Annotated in this window: 22 protein-coding genes and 2 tRNA genes; 16 read left to right on the top strand and 8 right to left on the bottom strand. The window is 70.7% G+C overall.

Annotated elements, in window-relative coordinates:
• Window positions 1–229: 229 nt before the first annotated feature.
• The 6 genes from gyrB to OH804_RS28075 all read left to right on the top strand — a co-directional run bounded on the left by gyrB (window position 230) and on the right by OH804_RS28075 (window position 6,256).
• Window positions 230–2,176: a DNA topoisomerase (ATP-hydrolyzing) subunit B gene (gene gyrB / locus OH804_RS28100; protein ID WP_112583938.1), complete on the top strand. Its 1,947-nt coding sequence runs from the start codon at window positions 230–232 to the stop codon at window positions 2,174–2,176.
• Window positions 2,177–2,306: 130 nt separating this feature from the next.
• The gene (gene gyrA, locus OH804_RS28095) at window positions 2,307–4,829 is read left to right on the top strand and encodes a DNA gyrase subunit A (RefSeq protein ID WP_196920373.1); all 2,523 of its coding nucleotides are present in this window, start codon (window positions 2,307–2,309) and stop codon (window positions 4,827–4,829) included.
• A 4-nt stretch (window positions 4,830–4,833) separates the two neighbouring features.
• The gene (locus tag OH804_RS28090) at window positions 4,834–5,742 is read left to right on the top strand and encodes a DUF3566 domain-containing protein (protein WP_406060561.1); all 909 of its coding nucleotides are present in this window, start codon (window positions 4,834–4,836) and stop codon (window positions 5,740–5,742) included.
• Window positions 5,743–5,893: 151 nt separating this feature from the next.
• Window positions 5,894–5,967: transfer RNA gene (locus OH804_RS28085), tRNA-Ile, on the top strand.
• Between the two features lie 42 nt (window positions 5,968–6,009).
• Window positions 6,010–6,138 (top strand): DLW-39 family protein, encoded by a 129-nt coding sequence (locus OH804_RS28080; RefSeq protein WP_209444550.1) that lies wholly within the window; start codon window positions 6,010–6,012, stop codon window positions 6,136–6,138.
• Window positions 6,139–6,180: 42 nt separating this feature from the next.
• Window positions 6,181–6,256 (top strand) — tRNA-Ala (locus OH804_RS28075).
• A 250-nt stretch (window positions 6,257–6,506) separates the two neighbouring features.
• On the opposite strand, the gene OH804_RS28070 is transcribed toward OH804_RS28075, so the two are convergent.
• The 3 genes from OH804_RS28070 to OH804_RS28060 are packed head-to-tail and all read right to left on the bottom strand — an operon-like array spanning window position 6,507 to window position 8,559.
• The gene (locus OH804_RS28070; RefSeq protein WP_406060559.1) at window positions 6,507–7,451 is read right to left on the bottom strand and encodes a hypothetical protein; all 945 of its coding nucleotides are present in this window, start codon (window positions 7,449–7,451) and stop codon (window positions 6,507–6,509) included.
• Entirely contained in the window at window positions 7,448–7,780 is a 333-nt protein-coding gene (locus tag OH804_RS28065) for a PadR family transcriptional regulator (RefSeq protein WP_406060557.1), read from the bottom strand. Before OH804_RS28065 ends, OH804_RS28070 begins: the two co-directional genes overlap by 4 nt.
• Before the next feature lie 17 nt (window positions 7,781–7,797).
• Window positions 7,798–8,559, bottom strand: a complete 762-nt coding sequence (locus tag OH804_RS28060; RefSeq protein ID WP_406060555.1) for a TetR/AcrR family transcriptional regulator — start codon at window positions 8,557–8,559, stop codon at window positions 7,798–7,800.
• 108 nt (window positions 8,560–8,667) lie between these two features.
• Between OH804_RS28060 and OH804_RS28055 the strand changes: the two genes are divergently transcribed.
• Window positions 8,668–9,867 (top strand): DUF418 domain-containing protein, encoded by a 1,200-nt coding sequence (locus tag OH804_RS28055; RefSeq protein ID WP_406060553.1) that lies wholly within the window; start codon window positions 8,668–8,670, stop codon window positions 9,865–9,867.
• Window positions 9,868–9,967: 100 nt separating this feature from the next.
• Complete coding sequence (locus OH804_RS28050; protein WP_406060551.1) at window positions 9,968–10,270, top strand: hypothetical protein; 303 nt, start codon at window positions 9,968–9,970, stop codon at window positions 10,268–10,270.
• A gap of 12 nt (window positions 10,271–10,282) precedes the next feature.
• Here the strand turns inward: OH804_RS28050 and OH804_RS28045 are convergent, their stop codons facing one another.
• On the bottom strand, window positions 10,283–14,755 hold the full coding sequence (locus tag OH804_RS28045; RefSeq protein WP_406060549.1) for an HAD-IC family P-type ATPase: 4,473 nt from the start codon (window positions 14,753–14,755) through the stop codon (window positions 10,283–10,285).
• 155 nt (window positions 14,756–14,910) lie between these two features.
• Here OH804_RS28045 and OH804_RS28040 point away from each other — a divergent pair, with 155 nt between their 5' ends.
• From OH804_RS28040 to OH804_RS28015, 6 genes are all read left to right on the top strand, one after another.
• Window positions 14,911–15,234: a hypothetical protein gene (locus OH804_RS28040; RefSeq protein ID WP_372433034.1), complete on the top strand. Its 324-nt coding sequence runs from the start codon at window positions 14,911–14,913 to the stop codon at window positions 15,232–15,234.
• A gap of 59 nt (window positions 15,235–15,293) precedes the next feature.
• A complete protein-coding gene (locus OH804_RS28035) occupies window positions 15,294–16,682 on the top strand; it encodes an MFS transporter (RefSeq protein ID WP_406060547.1) in 1,389 nt (462 codons plus the stop codon).
• Between the two features lie 51 nt (window positions 16,683–16,733).
• Window positions 16,734–17,387 carry a GAP family protein gene (locus tag OH804_RS28030; protein WP_406060545.1) on the top strand — a complete coding sequence of 218 codons (654 nt, stop codon included), beginning with the start codon at window positions 16,734–16,736 and terminating at the stop codon, window positions 17,385–17,387.
• A gap of 69 nt (window positions 17,388–17,456) precedes the next feature.
• Window positions 17,457–18,239, top strand: a complete 783-nt coding sequence (locus tag OH804_RS28025; protein ID WP_406060543.1) for an SDR family oxidoreductase — start codon at window positions 17,457–17,459, stop codon at window positions 18,237–18,239.
• A 37-nt stretch (window positions 18,240–18,276) separates the two neighbouring features.
• The gene (locus OH804_RS28020) at window positions 18,277–18,471 is read left to right on the top strand and encodes a hypothetical protein (RefSeq protein WP_030331904.1); all 195 of its coding nucleotides are present in this window, start codon (window positions 18,277–18,279) and stop codon (window positions 18,469–18,471) included.
• 95 nt (window positions 18,472–18,566) lie between these two features.
• Window positions 18,567–19,115, top strand: a complete 549-nt coding sequence (locus tag OH804_RS28015) for a YbaK/EbsC family protein (RefSeq protein ID WP_406060541.1) — start codon at window positions 18,567–18,569, stop codon at window positions 19,113–19,115.
• A 74-nt stretch (window positions 19,116–19,189) separates the two neighbouring features.
• Here OH804_RS28015 and OH804_RS28010 read toward each other — a convergent pair whose 3' ends face one another.
• From OH804_RS28010 to OH804_RS27995, 4 genes are read right to left on the bottom strand one after another with little or no spacing between them, the layout of a single operon-like run.
• Window positions 19,190–19,831, bottom strand: a complete 642-nt coding sequence (locus OH804_RS28010; RefSeq protein WP_196920389.1) for a DsbA family protein — start codon at window positions 19,829–19,831, stop codon at window positions 19,190–19,192.
• A 20-nt stretch (window positions 19,832–19,851) separates the two neighbouring features.
• A complete protein-coding gene (locus tag OH804_RS28005) occupies window positions 19,852–20,280 on the bottom strand; it encodes a SufE family protein (RefSeq protein WP_112678084.1) in 429 nt (142 codons plus the stop codon).
• A 35-nt stretch (window positions 20,281–20,315) separates the two neighbouring features.
• Window positions 20,316–20,741: a CBS domain-containing protein gene (locus OH804_RS28000; RefSeq protein ID WP_196920390.1), complete on the bottom strand. Its 426-nt coding sequence runs from the start codon at window positions 20,739–20,741 to the stop codon at window positions 20,316–20,318.
• 57 nt (window positions 20,742–20,798) lie between these two features.
• Window positions 20,799–22,568, bottom strand: a complete 1,770-nt coding sequence (locus OH804_RS27995; RefSeq protein WP_406060538.1) for a proline--tRNA ligase — start codon at window positions 22,566–22,568, stop codon at window positions 20,799–20,801.
• A gap of 241 nt (window positions 22,569–22,809) precedes the next feature.
• Here OH804_RS27995 and OH804_RS27990 point away from each other — a divergent pair, with 241 nt between their 5' ends.
• The gene (locus OH804_RS27990) at window positions 22,810–23,577 is read left to right on the top strand and encodes an SGNH/GDSL hydrolase family protein (protein WP_406066693.1); all 768 of its coding nucleotides are present in this window, start codon (window positions 22,810–22,812) and stop codon (window positions 23,575–23,577) included.
• A gap of 2 nt (window positions 23,578–23,579) precedes the next feature.
• The gene (locus tag OH804_RS27985) at window positions 23,580–24,026 is read left to right on the top strand and encodes a hypothetical protein (RefSeq protein ID WP_406060536.1); all 447 of its coding nucleotides are present in this window, start codon (window positions 23,580–23,582) and stop codon (window positions 24,024–24,026) included.
• The last annotated feature ends 39 nt before the right edge of the window (window positions 24,027–24,065 follow it).

Genomic DNA, 24,065 nt, shown 5'->3' with positions numbered 1-24,065 from the left:
GTGAGACGAAGACCCGGTGCGGGAGTGGGACGGGGCCGGTGGCCCCAGATTCATTCTCCACGTCGGGTCGAGCCGATCGCGATCCGCGGGCAACCGCGGCGACCGGCGCGTTCGACCCGCTTGTCCGGAGGTCTCCGGTGCCGGTCCACGCGCCGACGTCGCGTCCTGTCCGCCGAACCCGCGCCTGACGCGCCCTACCGGCGCGGCTGACGCGAGAAAGTGGCCGAGGGTGGCAGCGCAGGACAAGCAGGAGTACGGCGCAGAGTCGATCACCGTTCTCGAGGGGCTGGAGGCGGTTCGCAAGCGGCCCGGTATGTACATCGGGTCCACCGGCGAGCGCGGTCTGCACCACCTCGTCTGGGAGGTCGTCGACAACGCGGTCGACGAGGCGCTGGCCGGATACTGCGACACCATCGACGTGGTGCTGCTCGCCGACGGCGGCGTCCGGGTCACCGACAACGGCCGTGGTTTCCCCGTCGACCTCCACCCGAAGCTCAAGAAGCCCGGTGTCGAGGTCGCGTTGACCATCCTGCACGCGGGTGGCAAGTTCGACGGCAAGGCGTACGCGGTCTCCGGCGGTCTGCACGGCGTCGGTGTCTCCGTGGTGAACGCGCTCTCCACCAAGATGTTCGTCGAGATCCACAAGTCCGGCTCCGTGTGGCGGCAGCACTACACCAACTCCAAGCCGAGCCCGCTGGAGAAGGGCGAGACCACCGACCGCACCGGCTCGGCGGTCTCCTTCTGGCCCGACCCGGACGTCTTCGAGACCGTCGACTTCGACTTCCAGACCATCTACCGGCGTCTCCAGGAGATGGCCTTCCTCAACCGCGCCCTGCGCATCCACCTGCTCGACGAGCGGGTGGCCGAGGAAGAGGACGGCCGGCAGCGCGAGGTCACCTTCTACTACGAGGGCGGCATCGCGGACTTCGTCCGGCACCTCAACGCCTCCAAGAGCCCGATCCACAAGACAGTGGTCGAGTTCGAGGCCGAGGAGGAGGGCATGTCGCTCGAGATCGCCATGCAGTGGAACGAGTCGTACGGCGAGTCGGTCTACACCTTCGCCAACACGATCAACACCCACGAGGGCGGCACCCACGAGGAGGGCTTCCGGTCCGCGCTGACCAGCGTGGTCAACCGGTACGGCACCGACAAGAAGCTGCTCAAGGGCGACGAGAAGCTCTCCGGCGAGGACATCCGCGAGGGGCTCGCGGCGATCATTTCGGTCAAGCTGGCCAACCCGCAGTTCGAGGGCCAGACCAAGACCAAGCTGGGTAACACCCCGGTGAAGAGCTTCGTGCAGCGGGTCTGCAACGACCGGTTGGTCGACTGGTTCGACCGCAACCCGGCCGAGGCCAAGATGATCATCACGAAGGCCTCCCAGGCGGCCCGTGCCCGGATCGCCGCGCAGCAGGCGCGCAAGCTGGCCCGACGCAAGTCGCTGCTGGAGTCCGGCTCGATGCCGGGCAAGCTGGCCGACTGCCAGTCGACCGACCCCCGCGAGTCCGAGGTGTTCATTGTCGAGGGCGACTCGGCCGGTGGTTCGGCCAAGCAGGGTCGCGACCCGCGGACCCAGGCGATCCTGCCGATCCGCGGCAAGATCCTCAACGTGGAGAAGGCCCGGATCGACCGGGTGCTGAAGAACAACGAGGTCCAGGCGCTGATCACCGCGCTGGGCACGGGCATCCACGACGACTTCGACATGGAGAAGCTGCGGTACCACAAGGTGGTGCTGATGGCCGACGCGGACGTCGACGGCCAGCACATCCAGACGCTGCTGCTCACCCTGCTGTTCCGCTTCATGCGTCCGCTGGTCGAGATGGGGCACGTCTACCTGGCCGCCCCGCCTCTCTACAAGATCAAGTGGAACAAGAAGGGCGACGACGCCCAGTACGCGTACTCGGACCGCGAGCGGGACGGTCTGATCTTGCTGCGCCAGCAGAAGAAGCCGAACGCCAAGCCGGACGACATTCAGCGCTTCAAGGGCCTCGGCGAGATGAACTATCCCGAGCTGTGGGAAACCACAATGAACCCGGCGACGCGTACCCTGCGTCAGGTCACTCTCGACGACGCGGCGACCGCCGACGAGTTGTTCAGTGTGCTGATGGGTGAGGACGTCGAGGCGCGCCGGTCGTTCATCCAGCGCAACGCCAAGGACGTGCGGTTCCTGGATATCTGACGGACTGCGCCGGATCGGCCGGGCCCTGCCCGGCCGATCCGGCGGTCCACAGAGTTATCCACAGCTTGGCCGGTATCCACAGCCGTTATCCACAGCACGAAAACGACTCTGAGTCTGATAAGGGTATACAGTGACCGATTCTCCCGAGTCCACACCGAACGAGCCCGAGGTCCCCGCCGAGGCCATCGCCGCGGTGGTCGCGCACGACCGGATCGAACCGGTCGGGCTCGAGGTGGAGATGCAGCGCTCCTACCTCGACTACGCGATGAGCGTCATCGTCGGTCGCGCGCTGCCGGACGTCCGGGACGGCCTCAAGCCGGTCCACCGCAAGATCCTCTACGCGATGTTCGACTCCGGCTACCGTCCCGACCGCGGCTACGTGAAGTGCTCCCGCGTCGTCGGTGACGTGATGGGTCAGTTCCACCCGCACGGCGACTCGGCGATCTACGACGCGCTGGTCCGGATGGCGCAGCCCTGGTCGCTGCGCTACCCGCTGGTCGACGGCAACGGCAACTTCGGCTCGCCGGGTAACGACCCTGCCGCCGCCATGCGATACACCGAGTGCAAGCTCGACCCCCTCGCCATGGAGATGCTGCGGGACATCGACGAGGACACCGTCGACCTGCAGGACAACTACGACGGCCGGGCCAAGGAGCCCACCATCCTGCCGTCGCGGATCCCCAACCTCCTGGTGAACGGCTCCGAGGGCATCGCGGTCGGCATGGCCACCAAGATCCCGCCGCACAACCTGCGGGAGATCGGCGCGGCGGTGCAGTGGTGCCTGGAGCACCCGGAGGAGGACGAGGAGACCACCCTCGAAGCCCTGCTCGGCATCGTCAAGGGCCCGGACTTCCCGACCCACGGCCTGATCGTCGGCACCACGGCGATCCAGGACGCGTACCGCACCGGTCGCGGTTCGATCCGGATGCGCGCCGTGGTGGAGGTCGAGGAGGACAAGCGGGGGCGCCCCTGCCTGGTTGTCAGCGAGCTTCCCTACCAGGTCAACCCGGACAACCTCGCCGAGCGGATCGCCGAGCTGATCAAGGAGGGCAAGCTCGCCGGGATCGCCGACATCCGCGACGAGTCCTCCGGTCGTACCGGCATGCGGATCGTGCTGGTGCTCAAGCGCGACGCGGTCGCGAAGGTGGTGCTGAACAACCTCTACAAGCACACCCAGCTCCAGGAGACCTTCGGCGCCAACATGCTGGCCCTGGTCGACGGGGTGCCGCGCACGCTCAACCTGGCCCAGTTCATCCGCTACTACGTCGAGCACCAGATCGACGTGATCCGCCGGCGGACCGCGTTCCGGCTGCGCAAGGCCGAGGAGCGGGCGCACATCCTGCGGGGTCTGGGCAAGGCGCTGGACGCGCTGGACGAGGTGATCGCCCTGATCCGGCGCTCTCCGACAGTGGACGACGCCCGGCAGGGCCTGATCCGGCTGCTGGAGATCGACGAGATCCAGGCGACGGCGATCCTGGACATGCAGCTGCGCCGGCTCGCCGCCCTGGAGCGGCAGCGGATCGTCGACGACCTGGCCAAGCTTGAGATCGAGATCGCCGACCTCAAGGACATCCTCGCCAAGCCCGAGCGGCAGCGGAAGATCGTCTCCGAGGAGCTGGGCGAGATCGTCACCAAGTGGGGCGACGATCGGCGCACGCAGATCATCCCGTTCGATGGCGAGGTCTCGATGGAGGACCTCATCGCCCGCGAGGACGTGGTCGTCACGATCACCCGCACCGGGTACGCCAAGCGGACCAAGGTCGATCTGTACCGCTCCCAGCGGCGCGGCGGTAAGGGCGTCAGCGGCGCCACGCTGCGGCAGGACGACATCGTCAGCCACTTCTTCGTCTGCTCGACCCACGACTGGATCTTGTTCTTCACGAACAAGGGCCGTGTCTACCGGGCCAAGGCGTACGAGTTGCCGGAGGCCAGTAGGGTAGCCAAGGGCCAACACGTGGCCAATCTGCTCGCCTTCCTACCCGACGAGCAGATAGCGCAGATCATTGAGATCCCGAACTACCAGGTAGCCCCCTATCTGGTACTGGCCACGAAGAACGGCCTGGTGAAGAAGACGCGGCTCGAGGAGTTCGACTCCAACCGTTCCGGCGGCATCATCGCGATCAACCTGCGCGATGAGGACGAGCTGGTCGGTGCTGCGTTGGTTGCGCCGGAAAACGACCTGCTGCTGGTCTCGAAGAAGGCACAGGCGATCCGGTTCAACGCCTCGGACGAGGCGCTGCGGCCGATGGGCCGGGCCACCTCGGGCGTGATCGGCATGCGCTTCACGGACGACGACGTCCTGCTCGCCATGGAAGTCGTGCGGGATGGTTTGGACGTTCTGGTGGCCACGAACGGGGGATACGCGAAGCGGACCCCGATCGAGGAATACCCGGTGCAGGGCCGGGGAGGTAAGGGCGTGTTGACTGCGAAGATCACCGAACGGCGCGGTGGTCTGGTTGGCGCGGTGGTGATCGATCCGGACGACGAGCTGTTCGCGATCACCAGCAACGGTGGTGTCATTCGGACTCCGGTGAAGCCTGTACGCCGTACGCGTGACCGGAACACAATGGGGGTCAAGCTGATGGACCTCCCGGACGGCGTGACTATCGTGGCGATTGCTCGCAATGCCGACGAGCCTGACGAACAGGACTAGTTGAATGACGGAGACACAGGCGAAGTCGGGGAACACGGGGACCTCGGCCAAACCGGTCGACGAGGAGGCCGCCAAGGGCGGCACACCAGCGACCGGCCGCGCGGCCGTGGGCCGGGCGACGGTCCCCGCCGATGCGCCTGCCCCGAAGTTCACCAGGGCTCCCGGTATGACACCCCCACCGGAGCAGCCGGGCGAGGACGGCGGGTCCGGCGACAAGACCGAGGCGTCCAGCGCCGAGGCACCGACGTCGGCCGCCGCCAGCCCTCCGGGCCCGGCGGCGCCCTCGGCCCGTCCGGCGACCACCCAGCCGATCGGTGTCCGCCCGGGTCAGGCGACCTCAACCGGGTCCACCGGCACCCAGCCGCGGATCACACCCGGGATGACCCAGCCGCAGCCGGATGCGGCACGTGGCACCGCAGCCGGCCGCCCGGCCAGCGGCGGTGGCCTGCCACCGGGGATCGGCAACGCGTCCGCCGTCGGGGCCGCCCGCGTTGGTGACGCGGTGCGTGCGGCGCGTACGTCGGTCAGTTCGGCCGCCTCCCGCGGACCGCGACGCGCCCGGCTGAACCTGAAGCGGATCGACCCGTGGTCTGTGATGAAGTTCGCGTTCGCGGTGTCGGTGGTGCTCTTCATCGTCGTGGTGGTCGCCACCTCGGTGCTCTACCTGGCGCTGGACGCGATGGGTGTGTTCCAGAGCGTCAACGAGAGCCTGAGTGACCTGGTCAACGCCGGCGGCGGCCAGAGCACCAGCGGCTTCCAGATCACCGCCAAGGGCGTGATTCTCAGCTCGGCGCTGATCGGCCTGGTCAACGTGGTGCTGTTCACCGCGCTGGCCACCCTGGGCGCGTTCGTCTACAACGTCTGCGCCGACCTGGTCGGCGGGATCGAGCTGACGCTCGCCGAGCGGGACTGAGTGACCGGGACGCCGGGGCACCGCAGAATGCGGTCGCTCCGGCGTCCCGTACTCGGGTAGGTTTTGCAGGCGGCGACGGACCCGGCTCGCAGGCGCGGACCCCGATTTGGGGCCAGCGGAGCGGATGGGTTAATCTTGCTCGTCGCAACGCGGGGCTATAGCTCAGTCGGTTAGAGCGCAGAGCTGATAACTCTGAGGTCGATGGTTCGATTCCATCTAGCCCCACCGCATGTCGTCCGACGGTAGTCGAGCGCGAGGGGTCGCCCCATGTTCAAGAAGCTGCTGATTCTGGCTGGCGTCGTCGGTGTGGCCGCCGTCGTGTTCAACAAGATCAAGGCGTCGAACGACGAGCGTGCCCTGTGGCACGAGGCGACCACCGCGCCCGACCTCCGCTGACGTTCGGCCCGGCGACGAGCGATCGTCGCCGCGGCCACTCACGGGGCCCTAGCTCAACTGGCAGAGCACTGCCTTTGCAAGGCAGGGGTTAGGGGTTCGAGTCCCCTGGGCTCCACCAGCATTTTCCCCGGTTGACCCTCGGTCCCGAGCACAGCCATTCGTGCAGCCAAGCGGTCGCGCTGGCTGGCCCCTTCCGGCCTGCAGGCTGCGTCAACGACCAGAACCGATGTCTGCGGCGGGGACCTTCGAGAGATGGGGCCGCCCACTTCCACCGCGAGTCCGGGCGAAGCCGTTCCACGATGTGCGGACTCACAGCAGAGATGGGCTTCAGGCGGGCCAAGGACGGCATCGATGTGGCGCACGGCCTGCTAAGTGCGGGCCTGGCGGCGGAGGCCGAGGGCGCCGGCGGTCAGCAGGGCGATGGCACCGATGACGACCGTCCAGAACCACGTGGCCCCGAGAACCTCGGGTTGACCCCAGGCGCCCAGGGCTCTGAGTGACAGCATGGCGATGATCAGTGGGATGAGGAGCACCGCGGCCGCGATGGTCGCCCGGGCGTCGACGGCAACCCAGAGCAGGAAACCGGCCATTACGACGATAGTGGCCCCCGGCTGCAGGCCGATCGTCACGTCGTAATCCGTGGGCAGCAGAAACACCGCTACCGGCACGGCGGACAGCCAGGCCACAGGCCGCCGTGTGCCTGACGCCGGCCAAAGGATCAACGGCACGATCAACAGCACGGCGAGCGGCAGCGGCCAGAGGGTCGAGTCCGTCATGGCGTCGTCGCGGATGAGCTCGATCGAAGGGTAGTGGCGCTCGCCGGTGACGTTGTCTACGCCGACCAGGACGAGGCGCAGAACGACCAGCGCGGCGGCGAGCGCGCTGAGCGTGGCCAGTAGGCCCAGTACGTATCGGCCGCCGGCTACCGCGACGACCGCCAAGGCGGCGACGACGGTTACCAGTGGATAGATGAGCTCAGGCGGATAGTCCACGCCGTCCGTGACCATGCGGGGGAGGACCCTCCCGGTCTCGGCCAGGCTACCGGCCGTGGCATAGACCAGCAGGAGGAGCACAGCCAGGCGCAGCGACCCGCGGAGCCCATGGCTTGTCGAACGCGCGTCGTGCGTCCTGGCGCGGGTCTGCAATCCCCGCAGTACCAGCATCGCCGCCTCCCGCGCCGTCGGGCGCCTCTGATCAGGGCCGGCCGCCTCCATGAGCGTGCCGATCATTTCAGCGCCGCGCTCACGCCGGTAGCGCTTCGGGTACGCGCACAGCAGCAGCCGGTATCGCGCCTCAAGTGCCTCCTGACTCATGCCGGCCTCACCGCCCGAACGCGCAGAGCCGGTCTGTCGATCACGACGCGCGCAGCTTGAATCATCCGATCGGCCTCGGCGCGAAGCACGGCAACGCCCTCGTCCGTGAGGTTGTAGTAGCGCCGAGCCCGACCGTTGACGACTTCCTCGTCGACGACGCGGAGAAGCCCTTCGGTGCTGAGCCGGTCGAGTGCCGCATAGAGAGTGCCGGCCGCCATGCGTACCCGACCGCCCGACAACTCCTCGGCTCGCTTGATAATCGCGTACCCGTGCAGTGGGCCGTCCATCAGCGCGGCGAGCGCAAAATAGCTCTGTTCGCGGATAGTCATGACGGCATAATACTCAGTCAAGGTGAATATCGCTGGGCGATGCGGACGGCGATGCCGTCGAGGATCAACTCCAGCCCGAGTGAGAAGTCCGCGTCGGCGATCGCCTCGTCGGGGGTGTCGGACGGTGGCGCCTCGAACAGCGTCGAGGAGAACAGCCGGGCTGTCTCGGGGAAGCGGTCGGGGTTGACGAGTCGTGCCAGCGCCCGGCCGTAGTCGCGTTCGGCGTCGGCCTGGCCCTGGCCGTCGGCCCTGCCGTCGGCGAGCTCGCTGTACTGCCGTACCGACTGGACCACGTAGCCGCTGATCAGTGACATCACGCCGATCTTGTGCGCCCAGTCGAGGAGGGTCCCGGACATGATCGCCAGCGCGGCCTCCATCCAGGCGATCTGGTGGGGCCCGGACGGTGGTCCGGCGGCGGGCACGCGCGTCAACCACGGCCGACGCTGAAGCACCGCGCGGTGCGCGAAGGCCCACCTGCGCAGCCCTTCCCGCCAGTCGGGGGCGGCGATGTCCGGCGGTGGGCCCAGTGCGGCGTCGGCCATGAGGGTGAGCAGTTCGTCCTTGGAGCCGACGTGCCGGTAGAGCGACATGCTCGTGAAGCCGAGGCTCTTGGCGACCTTGGGAAGCGTCACCCCGTCGAGCCCGTCCCGGTCGGCGATCTCCACCGCGGCGGCCACCACCACGTTGACGTCGAGGGACGCGGGCCGTCCGAGACGCGACGACTCTGACATCCCCCACAGCCGGCGCAGCGGCGCCGGAACGAAATCGTCGCTGGTCATGGGCTCCCACGTTCGCCCGGAAGGTTACGTCCACATCATGACAGACAGCATTAGTGTATGTCTGATACTTTCTCCCTGAAACTAAAACCGAGTCACGGGGAGACGACCATGAGCATCGACACCGCACCGCGGACTTCGAGAGGGCCGGTGCCGCGCGCCGAGCGGGCCCTCGCACCCGATCTGGCCCGGGGAGCGATGCTGCTGATCATCGCGCTGGCCAACGTCGCCGGAGTCGTCTTCGCCGGCGAGCCCGGCCTCGACGCCACCCCGGAAGGCGTCGATCGCGGCCTCAACTTCCTGCTCTTCGAGCTCGTCCATGCCCGTGGCTATCCGGTCTTCGCCGTGATGTTCGGCTACGGCCTCGTCCAACTCGCCCGCCGCCAGGACGCCTCCGGCGCGACCCCGAAGCAGGTCCGCGCCGTGCTGTTGCGTCGCAACTTTTGGCTTGTCGTGTTCGGGTTCGCGCACGCCGCGTTGCTGTACTACGGCGACTTCCTCGGCGCGTACGGAATCGTCGGGATCGCGATGACACTGTTGCTGCTGCGCCGCGGCGACAGGTTCCACCGCTTCGTGCTGGTGCTCTGGGCGCTGTCGGCGGTCGAGGTGCTGGTCATCGGTGCGATGGTGGTGAGCGGCATCCTCGGCGGGTCGGGCGGGTCGGCACTGCTGCCGTCGGGCCACGTCGACTCTCTCGCCGCGCCCGATTACGTCGCGTCCATGCTGGATCGCCTCGGCGAATGGCCGGTGCACACGCTGACCGTCCTGCCCTTCATCATGATTGCCTGGCTGGGCATGTGGGCCGCGCGCCGCAGGATCCTTGAAGAGCCGGCCCGGCACCGGACCCTGCTCACCTGGACTGCCGTTCTCGGCCTCGGCGGCGCAGTGGCCGGTGGCCTTCCGGCCGCCCTGGTCAGTGCCGGATGGCTGCACGTCGACGAGTCGGCCGCCAGTCTGATGCTGCTGCTCCACGGGGCCAGCGGCATGTTCGCCGGACCGGGCTACGTGGCCGTCTTCGGCCTGATCGCCCTGCGAGCCAGCCGATCCGGTCCCGTCGTCGGCGCTCTCTCCGCCCTGGGTCAGCGTTCCCTGTCGGGATACCTGTTCCAGTCCGTGGCCTGGCTCGTCCTCCTGGCGCCCTTCACGCTCGCCCTCGGCGACCGGTTCGGTAGCCCCACGGTGACCGGTCTGATCATCGCGGTGGCCGTCTGGCTCACCACCGTCCTGATCGCCCGTCAGCTCGACAAGCGCCGGCAGCCCGGCCCTGCCGAGATCGTCCTGCGCCGCCTGACCTACCGGCCACGGACCTGATCGCCTCCGCAGGAAGCCGCCTCGGTGCTGGTGGGTCGGTGGACCACCAGCACCGAGGAATCGGCTTTCCACCCGGCACCGCGCTCGCCATGATTCACCGATGGACGAACAGTCGGAGCCCGTCATCCTGCACCTGTACTGCCGTGTCGACGTGGTGGTCACTGATCCGGCTGCCGTGATCGGTCACGCGGTCGCCGATCTGCGATCCGCCGGGATCGACTGGTCCACCGAGGAGAACGACCTCGACACGGCCGTTGACGAGTTGCGGGCCGATCTGACGACCTCGCTGGCCAGCGTCGCGGACATCAGCCGACTCGTCGACGACGTCCCGGGCGTCGAGTTTCGGGCCGGCCACTGCTGGGCGGAGTCGGGCCCGGCACGGGAGGCCTTTCCGGCACGCTAGTGGCACCGCCGGTCAGTCCTCGGAACCACCGTCCGCCGCAGGCTCGGCACCGGATCCGGTCCGGTTGGGGCGGGCCTCCGGGAGGCGTTCCATCAGTTTCGTGAGCGCGCCGTTGGCGAAGGTCGCGCCGAGCGCCGAACCGGCCCCGATGGTCCAGCCCACCGGCCCTAGCGGGGTGCAGCCGAAGAACTGGCTCACCCCCGGCGTCTGCACCACCACGACGAGCACGCCCAGCGATGCCGCAGTGGAGGCCAGCACTGCCGGGCTCGTGCCGCCGGCCAGGATGGTCTGCCCGAGTTGGGTGCCGACCAGGGAGACCAGGGCGACAGTGCCGGCCCGCTGCCGGCGTCCGGTGTAGCGGGCCAACGTCCAGCCCGCTGTCGCGCCCAGCGTGGTGGCTGCCGCCCGCAGCCCGATCTCCCTGGTGAGGCTCTCGCCGAGCGCCTTGTCCGGGCCCTCCCGCAGCAGCGCGTCGGTGCGGTCCGACGCGGGTGGCCGGACCGCGATGGCCAGCGCCGGTGCCAGGTCGGTGAGCAGGTTGACCAGCAGCAGTTGTCGTCCGGTGAGCGCGGAACGGCCGGTCGCTGCGGCGGTGAGCACACTGAACGCGATCTCGCCGAGGTTGCCGCCGACCAGGATGCTGAGCGCATGCCGCACCGAGGACCACATCGCCCGGCCTTCGATCAGGGTGGCGATGATGGTTTCCAACCGGTCGTCGGTGACCACCAGGTCGGCAGCGGCCCGGGCGGCCGGGGTGCCCCGTTGGCCGAGGGCGATGCCGACGTCGGCCAGCCGGATCGCCGGGGCGTCGTTGGCACCGTCGCCGGTCATCGCCACGGTCCGCCCGCACTTCTGCAACGCCTGGATGATCCGCACCTTGTGGGCCGGGGTGCAGCGGGCCACCACATCGGTGTTGGCCAACCGCTCGGCGAGCGCGTCGTCGTCCAGTTGGTCCAGCTCAGCGGCGGTGACCACCCGCTGTTCGTCGTGCTCGCTGATGGTGGCCGCGATCGCCTCGGCGGTGGCCGGGTGATCACCGGTGATCATGATGGTGTGCACGCCGGCCTGCCGGATCCGACGGACCGCCGGGGCGGCGCTCTCCCGGACACCGTCCGCGAGGGCCAGGAAACCCACGAAGGTCAGCCCTCGCACGTCCCTGTCGGTCACCTTCGGGTCGTTCACCGGGCACTCCGCGACGGCCAGGATCCGGTTTCCCGCCCCGGCCCGGTCGGCGAGCATCCGCTCCAGCTCCGCACGGCCGGCATCGTCCAGCGGCTCCTGACGACCGTCGGTGCGTCGGGACGAACAGCGCGGCAACACCGTCTCCGGAGCACCCTTGACGCTCAACAGCAGGTGACCGTCGGTCTGTCCGATGCTCGCGTGGTAGCCGCGGGACGGCTCGAACGGCAGCCCTCCGGCGGCCCGCCATCCGGCGGCACCGGTCTGCTCCACGACGCCGGCCTCCCCGGCACCCCGCCGGACCGCCCGGTCGGTCTGCAACGCCAACTCCTCCGGCTTCTTCGCGGCGGGGGTGGCCCGCAGCGCAGCGGCCAGCGTCATCCGGAGCCGGTCGTCCAACCGGTCCAGCGGCGCGTACCGGTCGCCGACGCTGTCGCCGACCCCGGCGAGCAGCAACTGGCCCTCGGTGAGGGTGCCGGTCTTGTCGAAGCAGAGCACGTCCACCCGGCCCAGCGCCTCGATGGTGCGCGGGTTGCGGACCAACGCGCCGTGTTCGGCCAGCCGCCGGGCCGCGGCCAGCTGCGCGGCGCTGACCAGGAACGGCAGACCCTCCGGCACCGACGCCACGGCGAGGTTCGCGGCGGTCGCCGCCGTTTCGGCCAGGGGTACGCCCCGAAGCAGGCCCGCGCCGGCCACCGCCACCGCGGAACCGGCCGCCAACGGGATGGCGGCGCTGGTCAACGAGCCGAGCCGGGCTTCCACTCCACTGGCCGGTGGGTCCTGCTTGACCAGGGCGAGGCTGCGGCCGGATTCGGTGTCCGACCCGGTCGCCACCACCACGGCAGTGCCGTGCCCGGCGGCGACGGTGGTGCCCTCGTAGAGCATCGAGTGTCGGTCGGCGATGGCGGCGGCCACCACCGGTCGGTTGGACTTGGCGACCGGCAACGACTCGCCGGTCAGCGACGACTCGTCCGCTTCCAGACCCACCGACTCGAGGACGCGGCAGTCGGCGGGCACCGAGTCGCCCGGCTCAAGGGTGATGACGTCTCCGAGGACCAGGTCCTCGGCGGCGAGAACCTGCTCGGTGCCGTCGCGGCGGACCCGTGCGGTCACCGCCGAACGGGACAGGAGTTCGGCCAGCGACCTCTCCGTGTTGCGTTCGTGCACAGCGCCGATCAGGGCGGAACCACCGACGACGCTGCCCACCAGCGCGGCGTCGACAAGCGATCCGAACGACGCGGAGAGCACCGCCCCGGCCACCAGCACCGGGGTGAGCGGGTTGGACAACTCGTCCACGAAGGCACGCAGCAGCCCTCCGCTCCCCGGTCCGGCACTGCCGTTTCCGCCGGCGCCGTCGTGTCGGCGTTGCGCTTCGGCGCTGGCCAGACCGTCCGGGCTGGAGCGCAGGTGGTCGAGCACGGTGCCGACGGGCATCAGGTGCCAGGGGGTCGTGACCGGCGCCGGGGTGTCCGACTGGTCGTGCAACCGGCGGGCCTGCCAGACCCCGTTCGCGAAGGCCAACCCGGCCGCGCCGTTCACCGCGACGAGCGACCGGCCGGGCAGCTCGGTCGGCGGGGCCGTGAACGCGCCCAGCGCCCCGAGACCGGTGCCGGCCATGGCCAACCGGATGTTCTGCTGGGCCGTACGCCGAGCGACCCCGGTCGCCTCGATCACCAGGGCCACCACCCGCAGGTCGGCACCGACCAGCAGGTGCGCACCCCACGGCGGCAGTTCCTCCGGCGCGGCGAACCCGAGACCGCAGTCGGACGCGCCGAGCGCCTTCCGATCCGCGGAAACCAACATCACCACCGCGCCGTCGCGCTGCAACGCGCGTACCGACTCGGCCAACTGGTCCCCGCCGGGCAGCATCGCGTCGGCGAAGCCGTACCGCTGCTCGTCGCCGCCGGCCACGACCAGCCGTAGGCCGGCGTGCCGGGCGGCGGCCGGCAGGCCGTCGACGCCGGGCGCGGGTTCCGGCTCGACCCGCAACAGGGCGGCGAGCCGGTCACCGTGGGCGAGGCCGAGCAGTTGGCCGCCGGCGGAGCGCAGCCGGGCCGCGTCCGGAATGGTGTCCGGGTCGTGCGCGGGCATCTGGTCGAGCGGCCCGAGCCGCCAGCCGTCCGCCGTACGGGAAGCTGTGGGGTCGTCCGGGTCGAACAACGCGAAGGCCCGCTCGGCCACCTGGTCGACGTCCGCGTCCGGCGCTGGCGCCAGATCGGCCAGTACGCCCCGGTCCGAGCCGAGCACCGCAGCGTCCAGCACGAGCGTGTCGATCCGGTCCAACTCCCGCAGGACACTGCGGTCCATCGCGATCACCCCGCGCCGCGCCAGCATCCGCCCGAGCTGGGCCGCGTACCCCTCGCGCCCGCTGCCGGGCGCCTTCGGCAGCGCCGACAGGCCCAGCGCGGCGGCCCGCTTGCGCCCGGCGAAGGGCACCGCCGCAGCGCCGGCCGCCGTACCGGCCGCGAGCATCCGGTTGATGTACCGCTCGACCGGGCCGTCCGGCTTCGGCTGGGGGCGTTCGATCACCGGCCAACGGGCGGTGGCCCGTTCGGCGTCGCCGGTCAGCCGTGGCTCGGCCTTCTCCCAGGCGGAGAGTTGGGCCCGATCCTCACTCCACTGCACGATCCGTTGGGCGCCGTCCAGGACGATCCCCGTCCAGCGGCCGGTCAGGCCCTGCACCACCGCCTCGGCCAGCGGAAACAGGATGTCGGCGCGCGGGTCGGAGCGCAGCCGCCTGCCGATGAACTCGTGCAGCTTCGGCTGAAGATCCACTGCGGAGAGCAGGCCGGCCACCTCGCCGGGCAGCGGCGCGAACGGCAGGACCCGGGTGGCCGCCGAGATGGTCAGGCCCAGCGCGTCCGAGGCGAGCGCGCCGAGGGTGCGCGGGGTTCGCGGCCCCTCCTCCGGTGGGTGCGGTGGTGGGATCTCCGGGTCGGGTTCGTGGTCGCAGGTCCGCTCGATGCGGTCGATCGTGGCGATCAGATCGCGCAACGTCGGCTCGGGCGTCTGGACGGCGACCACCACGCGACCGGAGGGTGCGTTGACCCGGGCCCAGGCGACCCCGGGCATCCGCTCCAGCGCGCCCTCCACCTGCCGGGCCAGCTTGTTCCCGCCGTCCTGGCAGACACCGTGCACCTCGATGTGGTGCCGGCCCGGTCGGGACCAGACCCGACGCCGCGTCAGCCCGGCCGACCGGGCCAGCCGGGTCGCGGCCGAGCCAAGGGTCCGGGACGCCTCGCCGACCAGGTGCGGTACGCCGAAGGAAGGCAGGATGCGGCCGGCAGCGCGACCCGCCGCCGTCATCGAGGCGTACGGCTGGACGGGCGCCGGCCCGGCTCCCTGTTGCCGCGTGTCCTGACCTTGGCCATGTCGTCCTCCCACCGCGCTCACGTCCGGCGGCCTGGCTTCCCGACCTGCCATCCGTTATGCCCCCTGGGTGGCGGAATTTTCCGCAGTCGCTGGCGCATGGACGGGGTGGGCCGTGGAAACCGACGAGCATCACCGGACACGGGGAGGCCGGCATGAGCACGCTGACGCGACATCTCAACGGTTCACGGGAGAACGTCACGATGTACAACCGGCGGGTGCAACTGCCGATGCTGGGCGAGGTGGCGGTGCCGCCACCGGACAAGGTGGCCTACTACGCCGGGCTCGGGGTGCTCGCCGCGCTACAGGTCATCGAGTGGCCGATCGCCGTGGTGATCACCGCCGGCCACCTGCTGGCAGACCAGCATTTTTCCGGATTGGTGCGCGGCGTCGGGGAGGCGCTGCAGGACGCGTGACGAGAGCCGCGTCACCGGACGGTTGACCTGAATCCGGGTTGAAGTCGCATGCTCGGTCGATGCCGAGCACAACCGTCACCACCGCACCCGCCCCACCGGGACTCTTCGCACCCCGGTTGCGCGCGATGACGGTAGGCAGCGTCGCGTTGATCTCACTCCTCGCGTTCGAGGCGTTGGCGGTCGGTACGGCGATGCCGACCGTCGCGCGCAGCCTGGACGGGCTGGCGCTCTACGGGATCGCGTTCGGTGGCCCGTTCGCCACCGGTGTGCTGGCCATGGTGGTCTCCGGCATCTGGTGCGATGCCCGGGGTCCGCGGGGGCCGATGTGGCACGGCGTCGCCTGGTTCGTGGTCGGGTTGCTGATCGCCGGGACCGCCCCCGTGATGAGCGCGCTTGTCGTCGGGCGGGTCGTGCAGGGTTTCGGCTCCGGGCTGCTCTCGGTGGCGCTCTACGTGATCGTCGGGCACGCGTACCCGCAGGAACTGCACCGGCGGATCTTCGCGGCGTTCGCGGCGGCGTGGGTCGTACCGTCGCTGGTCGGGCCGGCGGTTGCCGGCCTCATCGTGCAGTACCTGGGCTGGCGGTGGGTCTTCCTGGCGGTGCCGGCGGTGGCCGTGCCGGCGGTGCTGCTGATCCATCCCGGCCTGCGGTCGCTGGCCCGAAGTGCGGCGACGAGCCCACCGGCCGGTGCGGCCGCGCGGATCGGTTGGGCGTGCGGGGCCGCGGTGAGTGCCGCACTGCTGCATATCGGGGGACAGCAGCGCGGTGCCACCGCCCTGGTGCTGGTCGGGTTCGCCGTGATCGGCCTGCTGGTCTGTGCCCCGCGCCTGCTGCCGGCCGGGTTCCTCCGGGCCGCGCGAGGGTTGGCCACAGTGGTGGGGTTGCGTGGCCTGGCGTCGGCGGCCTTCGTCGGCGCCGAGGTGGTCATCCCGCTGATGCTCTCCCGGGAACGGGGCCTCTCGCCGACCGCTGCCGGGCTGGTCCTCACTGTCGGCGCGCTGGCCTGGTCGGCGGGCTCCTGGTTGCAGGGCCGCATTCCGGTGCCGGCGTCGCGGGCCAGCCTGCCGCGTGCCGGGCTGACCTGCATCACTGTCGGCACCGCCACTGTGGCGCTGGCCGTCCGGCCCGAGCTGCCGGTGGCCGTCGCCGTGGTCGGTTGGGCGATCGCCGGTCTGGGCATGGGGCTGCTCTATCCGTCGTTGTCGGTGCTCACCCTGGAGTTGTCCGCACCGGGTGAACAGGGTCGCAACAGCTCGTCACTGCAACTGAGCGACTCCCTCTTCGCGGCGACGGTGCTCGCGCTGACCGGGGCCGTGTTGGCGGCGGGAAGTGCGCCGGGCCCGGCCAGCTACACGACGACGCTCGTGGTGACAGCGGGACTGGCGTTGCTCGGGGCGCTGCTGGCCGGACGGGTCGTGGTGGGCGGAGGTGCGCGGCCCACCGGGTGATCCGCGGATTCGGCAGCGTCCCACCCGCTCGTGCCGGAAGGATGGCGGGCGATGAACTTCCTGACCGTGCTGCCGCTCGCCGTGGTCATGGTCGCCGGGACGCAGTTGGTGGTGGCGGTCTTCCTGGCCTCGTCGGATCGGCCCCGGGCGGCGTCGCTGGGCTTCCTCGCCGGTGCGGGGCTGGTGGTCGCCGCCGGGGTGACGGTGGCCTGGTTGTTGACCCGGCTGGTTGGCGGAGTGGCCGCCGACGCCAGCGCCGTCGCCGGGAAGCTCGACCGCGGCCCCGCCATCGACCTGGTGGTGCTGGCCCTGCTGGTGATCCTGGCCGTGCTGATCTGGGTACGCCGGGACCGCTCCGGACCGCCGCGCTGGCTGGGGAGCATCGAGCACGCCGGTGCGCCGCAGGCGCTGCGGCTGGGTGCGCTGCTCTTCGTGGCGACGCCCACCGACGACCTGACCATGGCCACCGTCGGGGCGAGTGTGGCCCGACACGATCTGCCGTGGTGGCACCTGGTGCCGTTCGTGTTGGTCACAGTGCTCCTGCTCGCGCTGCCCCTGCTGGCGTTGCTGCTACTCGGGAACAGGGCGGCGCGGGTGCTGACCCGGATGCGGGAATGGGCCGAGGGGCACGCCTGGATCGTCAACGAGCTCCTGATCGCGTTCTTCGCGTTGCTGACCGTCTTGGACCTGATCCGGTCGGGGTGAGCCGCCGCACGCCGTCACGGGATGCCGTGCCGTTTCGTCAAGCTCAGGTCAAGCGAGTGGGAGGACGAGATGAAGGTTCTGATCACCGGGGCGTCCGGCAGTCTGGGCCGGGCGGTGCTGGGCCGGTTGCGCGACGACGGGATCGGCGTCCGGGCGACCAGCCGCCGTCCGCCCGCCGGCTCGGACGTGGAGTGGGTGATGAGCGACCTGACCACCGGAGACGGGTTGACCGAGGCGGTGACCGGGGTGGACGCCGTGCTGCACCTGGCGTCCGCGCCTCGGGGTCGGCAGACCTACCAGGTGGACGTGTTGGGCACCCGCCGACTGGTGGTGGCCGCCGGCGCGGCCGGGGTGCGGCACATCGTCTACATCTCGATCGTCGGGGTTGATCGGGTGCCGATCCCGTACTACCGCCACAAGCTCGCCGCCGAGCAGGTGATCGCTGCCGGTGTGGTGCCGTGGTCGGTGCTGCGGGCCACCCAGTTTCCCCAGTTCCTGGACGACCTGCTGACGGCCAGCGCGCGGCTGGGCCCGGTGATCGGGGACCGGGCTGTGCTCGCCCAACCGGTCGACCCGGGCGAGGTGGCGGCGCGGCTGGCGGCCCGACTGGTCGCCGGCCCGTTGGGCGGCATCGAGGAGCTGGGTGGGCCGCAGGTGCTCCGCTTCGACGAGGCCGCCCGGGCGTGGCGGTCGGCCCGGGGCTCGCGCCGACCGTTGCTGCCGGTGCGGATTCCCGGCCGACTCGGTCGCGAGCTGCGGGCCGGTGGTCTGACCACCGAGGCGCTGCCCCGGGGCGTGCGCACCTTTGCCGACCACCTGGCCGACACGTACGGGGGAACCGGCCGGAAATGAGAGCAACAACGCTTCACGTTCGTCTTACCGTGACGTCATGTTCGCTGTCGTCACCACGGTGATCCTCTACGTCTTCGGCTTCGTCTTCCTCTACGGCGTGATCCGGCTGGGTGTCCGGCACGCCTTCGAGGATCTGGAGCTGCAACGGGCCAAGGCCCAGCGCGAAGAGGAGTTGGCGGCTGCCCGCGACCGCTCCTTCATGCGCGACAACGCCTTCCTCGCCGGCAGTTGAGCACCGGATCGATCCGGCCCGGGCCGGTGGCGTCGCCGGGGGCCCGGGGAGCCGCCGGGCGGTTCAGCGTGGCGGATGCGAGGATCGCACCCGTGATGGGAACGCTGAAGACCGAACCGGCCCGCGCCCGCCTGGATCTACTCGCCCCGCCGGTCGCGGAGGCCATCGCGCAGTGGCCGGCGGAAGCGCCGGTGGACGTCAACGACGTGCTGGTCGCGCCGATCGACGCTGACCTCGCCGACACCGCGGCGTTCTGCGCAGCGTACGAGGTGGGGCTGGACGTGTCGGCCAACTGTGTCGTGGTGGCGGGCAAGCGCGAGGGCGTGGTCCGCTACGCGGCCTGCATCGTCCTGGCCACCACCCGGGCCGACGTGAACGGGGTGGCCCGCCGGGCGTTGGACGTCCGCAAGGCGAGCTTCGCGTCGATGACCGACGCTGTGGAGTTGACCGGCATGGAGTACGGCGGCATCACCCCGATCGGGCTGCCGGCCCAGTGGCCCATCCTGGTGGACGCGCGGGTCGTCGCCACACCGCACGTGATCGTCGGGTCCGGCGTACGGCACAGCAAGATCGCGTTGCCGGGGCCGGCGTTGGGCGCGCTGCCGGGAGCGCAGGTGGTCGAAGGGCTGGCCAGGCCGGCCTGACCAGGCATCGGTATCGATGTTGTTGCACGTGAAACATCGTGATCATCGATGCCGGACGCCCGGCGGTCGGTGACTCAGTGTGAGTGTGCTGCGGATTCGCGCTGCTCGACCTCGGCGAGCGCGGCGAGCAACGTCTGCACCTCCTGGGCGCCGGAGACCGCGTACTTCCCAGCCAGCACGAAGGTCGGCACGCTGGTGATGCCCAGGTCCCGGGCAGCGGCCAGGTCGGCGGCGACGTCGGCTACGCGCTCGTCGGAGTCGAGGAACCGGCGCGCGTCGGCCGCGTCCAGGCCGATCTCACCGGCCAGGGTGGCCAGCGCCTCCCGCGACCCGACGTCGACCCCGTGGTTGAAGTGCGCCTGGTAGAGCGCCTCCACCATGTCGGCCGCCCTGCCCTGCTCGGTCGCCCAGGCGACCAGCCGGTGCGCCTCGAAGGTGTTGGCGATCACCGCGCGGTCGTAGTCGAGCCGCAGGCCGTCCGCCGCTGCGACCTGGATCACGTGGTCGACCATCTGCCGGGCGCGCTCCGGGCCGCCGAACTTGCCGGCCAGCGCCTGCACCAGCGGAAGCGGCTGCGGCACCGGCGACGGGTCGAGCTGGAACGGTCGGTAGCGGACCGTCACCTCGCCCTCGTAGCTGGCGAGGGCCTCATCCAGGCGGCGCTTGCCGATGTAGCACCACGGGCAGATGACGTCCGCGTAGATCTCGATCTCCATGATCGGTGGCAACCTCGTGCTCAGCCGAGTTGTTCCCGGATCTGCCGCTTGAGACGGCCCAGGATCGCCGTGCCGCCGCGGATCCGCAGGGGGCTGATCGCCTGCGCCAGCCCCATGCGCTGGTAGAGGTCGTCCGGCACGGCCAGCACCTGCTCGGCGCTCGCGCCCGCCAGCCCTTCGGCGAGGATCCCGGCGAACGCCCGGGTGGTGGGCGCCTCCGGCGGGCAGTCGAAGAGCGTCTCCACTGTGCCTTCCGGGGTCACCCGGGCGCGTAGGAAGAACGCTGTCTGACACTCGGGCACCTGCTCCATGCCCTCGCGCTCCGCGGTGCCCGCCGGCAGCGCCGGGAGCACGTCCGAGTACTCCAGGAGCAGCTCCAGCACCAGGTCGCGCGGCGCGGCGGCGAACTCGTCGACGATCTCGGCCAGTCGGGCCGGCATGTCAGCCATGCGTCGAGGCTACCGCCGCCGCCCGGGGACCCCGGTCAGACGGTGGGCGACTGCTCGCTGATCTCGCTGAGCGCGCTGGTGGGGTCGAGCTGCATGGCCAGGTCGCCGAGGGAGACGATCCCCACCAGCTTGCGGTCACTGTCACAGACCAGCACCCGTCGGATGCCCCGGTCCCGCATGAGCGCCGCCGCCTCACTCGCCGTGCAGTGCTGTTCGATCATGACGACCTCGCGGGTGACGATCGAGCCGATGGTGGTCGCCGCCGGGGAGCTGTTCTCCGCCACGGCCCGCACCACGATGTCCCGGTCGGTGAGCATGCCGGCGAGGCTGGCGCCGTCGGTGACCACCACGTCACCGATGTCGGCCTCCTTCATCACCCTGGCCGCCTCGTCCAGGGTGGTCTCGGCCGGCAGGTACACGACCTGCTTGGTCATCACGTCACTGACCCGGTAACCGGTCATGAGAGCCTCCGAAGACGTTTCCACCCGATCCAACTGCACTACCCCGTGACGCCGCCGCTACACCAGGCTCGCACGTTCCTGGCGTACCTCGTGGACGAGTCGCTCCACCAGACCGTTCACCCGCAGCTCGGTGCGCCCGTCGCCGGCCCGCTCGCGCAGCTCGACGTACCCCTCGGCGAGCCGGCGGCCGACCACGACGGCCCGGGGGATGCCGATCAGCTCGGCGTCGGTGAACTTGACCCCGGCCGAGACGTGCGTGCGGTCGTCGACAAGCACCCGCAGGCCGGCGGCGGCGAGACGCCCGCCGAGCTCCAGCGCCGCGTCGAGCTGCGGACCCTTGCCCGCAACCACCAGGTGTACGTCACACGGCGCGATCGCCGCCGGCCAGACCAGGCCCCGGTCGTCGTGGTGCTGCTCGGCGACGGCCGCCACCGCCCGGGAGACTCCGATGCCGTAGCAGCCCATTGTCGGCCGGACCGGCTTGCCGGCCGGCCCGAGCACGTCGACAGCGAAGGCGTCGGTGAAGCGGCGACCGAGCTGGAAGATGTGCCCGATCTCGATGCCCCGCCGGATGGTCAGCTCGCCCGCCTCGCACTCCGGGCAGGGGTCACCGACACGCACGTCGGCAGCCTCGATGGTGCCGTCGGGGGTGAAGTCCCGTCCGCACACCACGTCGGTCGCGTGTCGGCCCGGCTCGTTCGCCCCGGTCAGCCAGGCCGACCCGGTCACCACCCGAGGATCGACCAGATAACGGATGCCGAGCTTGTCGAGCAGTTGCGGCCCGATGTAGCCGCGAACCAACTCCGGATGGTCTGCCCACTCCTCGAAGACGGTCACCTGCGCGGGGTGCAGCGCGGCACCGACCCGCTTCAGGTCGACCTCCCGGTCACCGGGCAGCCCGATCACCAGGGGCTCGGCCCGCTCGGCGCCCGGCTGGCGGACGGACAGCACGACGTTCTTCAGGGTGTCGGCGGCGGTCCAGCCGTCCCGACCGCCCAACCGGCGCGCGTTGGCCAACTCCACCAGGCTCGCGATCGTCGGGGTCTCCGGAGTGTCGTGCACCTCGGCGGCGGGCTGCCTGCTCGGGTCACCGGCGCTCGGCACCCGGGTGGCCACCGCCTCGGTGTTTGCCGCGTAGGCGCAGGAGGTGCAGCCGACGAAGGTGTCCTCGCCGACCGGCGTCGCCGCCAGGAACTCCTCCGACGCGGAACCGCCCATCGCGCCGGACATCGCCCTCACCACCGAGTAGTCCAAACCCAACCGGTCGAAGATCCGCTGGTACGCGGCGCGATGCCGCGCGTACGCGTCCCGCAGCCCCGCCTCGTCCAGGTCGAAGGAGTACGCGTCCTTCATCAGGAACTCCCGGCCGCGCAGCAGCCCGGCACGCGGACGCGCCTCGTCGCGGAACTTCGTCTGCACCTGGAAAAGGGTCACCGGGAAGTCCCGGTACGAGGTGAACAGATCCTTGACCAGCAGCGCCGCCATCTCCTCGTGGGTGGGCGCCAACAGGTGCTCGGCGCCGCGCCGGTCGGCGAGGGTGAAGATGTCGTCGCCGTACTCCGTCCACCGGCCGCTGGTCCGGTACGGCTCGGCGGGCAGCAGCGCCGGGAAGTGCACCTCCTGGTCGCCGATCGCGATCAGCTCGCCCCGCACCACCTCGGTGATCCGATCCAGCACCAGCTTGCCCAGCGGCAGCCAGGTGTAGCCGCCCGGTGCGGCACGACGGATGTAGCCGGCCCGCAGCAGCAGCCGATGGCTCGGCACCTCCGCGTCCGCCGGATCCTCGCGCAGGGTCCGCAGCAACAGGGTCGACATGCGTAGCAGCATCCGCGCAGCCTACGGCCGGTCCGGCAGGATGAGCGATTCATTTCGATCCGAACCGGACCCGACGCCGGCAACCATCGGCGCCGTTGCAGGGTCGACCGGGCGGGGGCCCAACCCCGCGATTGCACCGGACGATCCGGCCCGCCAATGACCTCCGCCACGTCGCCGGATCGGGGCACCGTCCGCAGCGCCTGCGGTGACAGACTGGTCGCCGCAGGCAACGAGTGGCGTGAGGGAGGCGCGGGTGCGCTGGCGCAGTTTTGTCGCGGTCGGGGACAGCTTCACCGAGGGTATGGACGACGCGTACCCGGACGGCACCTTCCGGGGTTGGGCGGACCTGGTGGCGACCCGGCTCGCCGCCGACGCGGGGCCCGACTTCCGCTACGCCAACCTGGCCATCCGCGGCCGGCTCTTCCCCAGCGTGGTCGCCGAGCAGGTGCCCTCCGCGGTGGCGATGAAGCCGGATCTGATCAGCTTCGCGGCCGGTGGCAACGACGTGCTGCGGCGCACCTTCGACCCGGACACGCTGGTCGCCCGCTTCGACGAGGTGGTCCGGCAACTGCGCTCCGGCGGCGCGGACGTGCTCCTCTTCCGGTTCGCGGACGTGATGGCCCGACTGCCCGGCCAACGCCTCGTCGCCCCCCGGGTGCAGTTGCTCAACCAGGCGGTCGGCGAGACCGCCGAGCGGCACGGCGCCATCATGGTCGACCTGTACGCCGACGACACGTTCCTCAACCCCATGCTCTGGAGCACCGACCGGCTGCACCTCTCCCCGGCCGGTCACCGGCGGGTCGCCGGGCAGGTGTTGAACGCCCTCGGGGTTGGTTGCGACGAGGAGTGGCTGTTGGTCCCGCCGCACCCGGCACCGTCGCCGTGGCTGGCCGCCCGCGCCGCCGACCTGCGGTGGGCCGGTCAGTACCTCGCTCCCTGGGTGAAGCGGCGGTTGACCGGTCGGTCGTCCGGCGACACGGTGACGGCGAAGCGTCCGCAACTCGGCCCGCTCGTCGACTGAGCGTGCTCACCCTGCACACCGCGCCCCTGCTGCGCCGCGAGCGGGACGGCGAGCCGGCGCCGGAACAGTCCGTGCTGGTCAGTGGCGACCGGATCGAAGCCGTCGGCCCGCTGACCGAGCTGACTTCGGGGTACGCCGGTGTCCGGGTTCGTCGCTGGCCCGGCACGCTGGGGCCGGGCCTGCTGCACGACGGTCCGCTGCCGCCCGCGCCCACCCCGCGCGAACGGGTGCACGCGCTGCTGCGCACCGGGGTGACCGCCGTGTTGGCGGAGCACCTGGCCGACCCGGCGCTGCGGGCCGCCGCCGAGCGCAGCGACCTACTGGTGCTGCCCACCGCCGTGGTGCCGACGCTACGTCCGGACGGGCGGGCCGACCTCGCGGTGCACGGCGTCGACGGCACCTGCCTGGTGACAGTGGTCGTCGGTCGGATCGTCCACCGCCGCGCCTGAACAGGCCCAATCGTCTCCACTGTGGAGCTTGTCTGTCGA

Source organism: Micromonospora sp. NBC_00860 (genome assembly GCF_045207375.1).
Lineage (GTDB): Bacteria > Actinomycetota > Actinomycetes > Mycobacteriales > Micromonosporaceae > Micromonospora > Micromonospora vinacea.
Note: the sequence above shows the minus strand (reverse complement) of the source record. Positions and strands in the feature narration are given on the sequence as shown.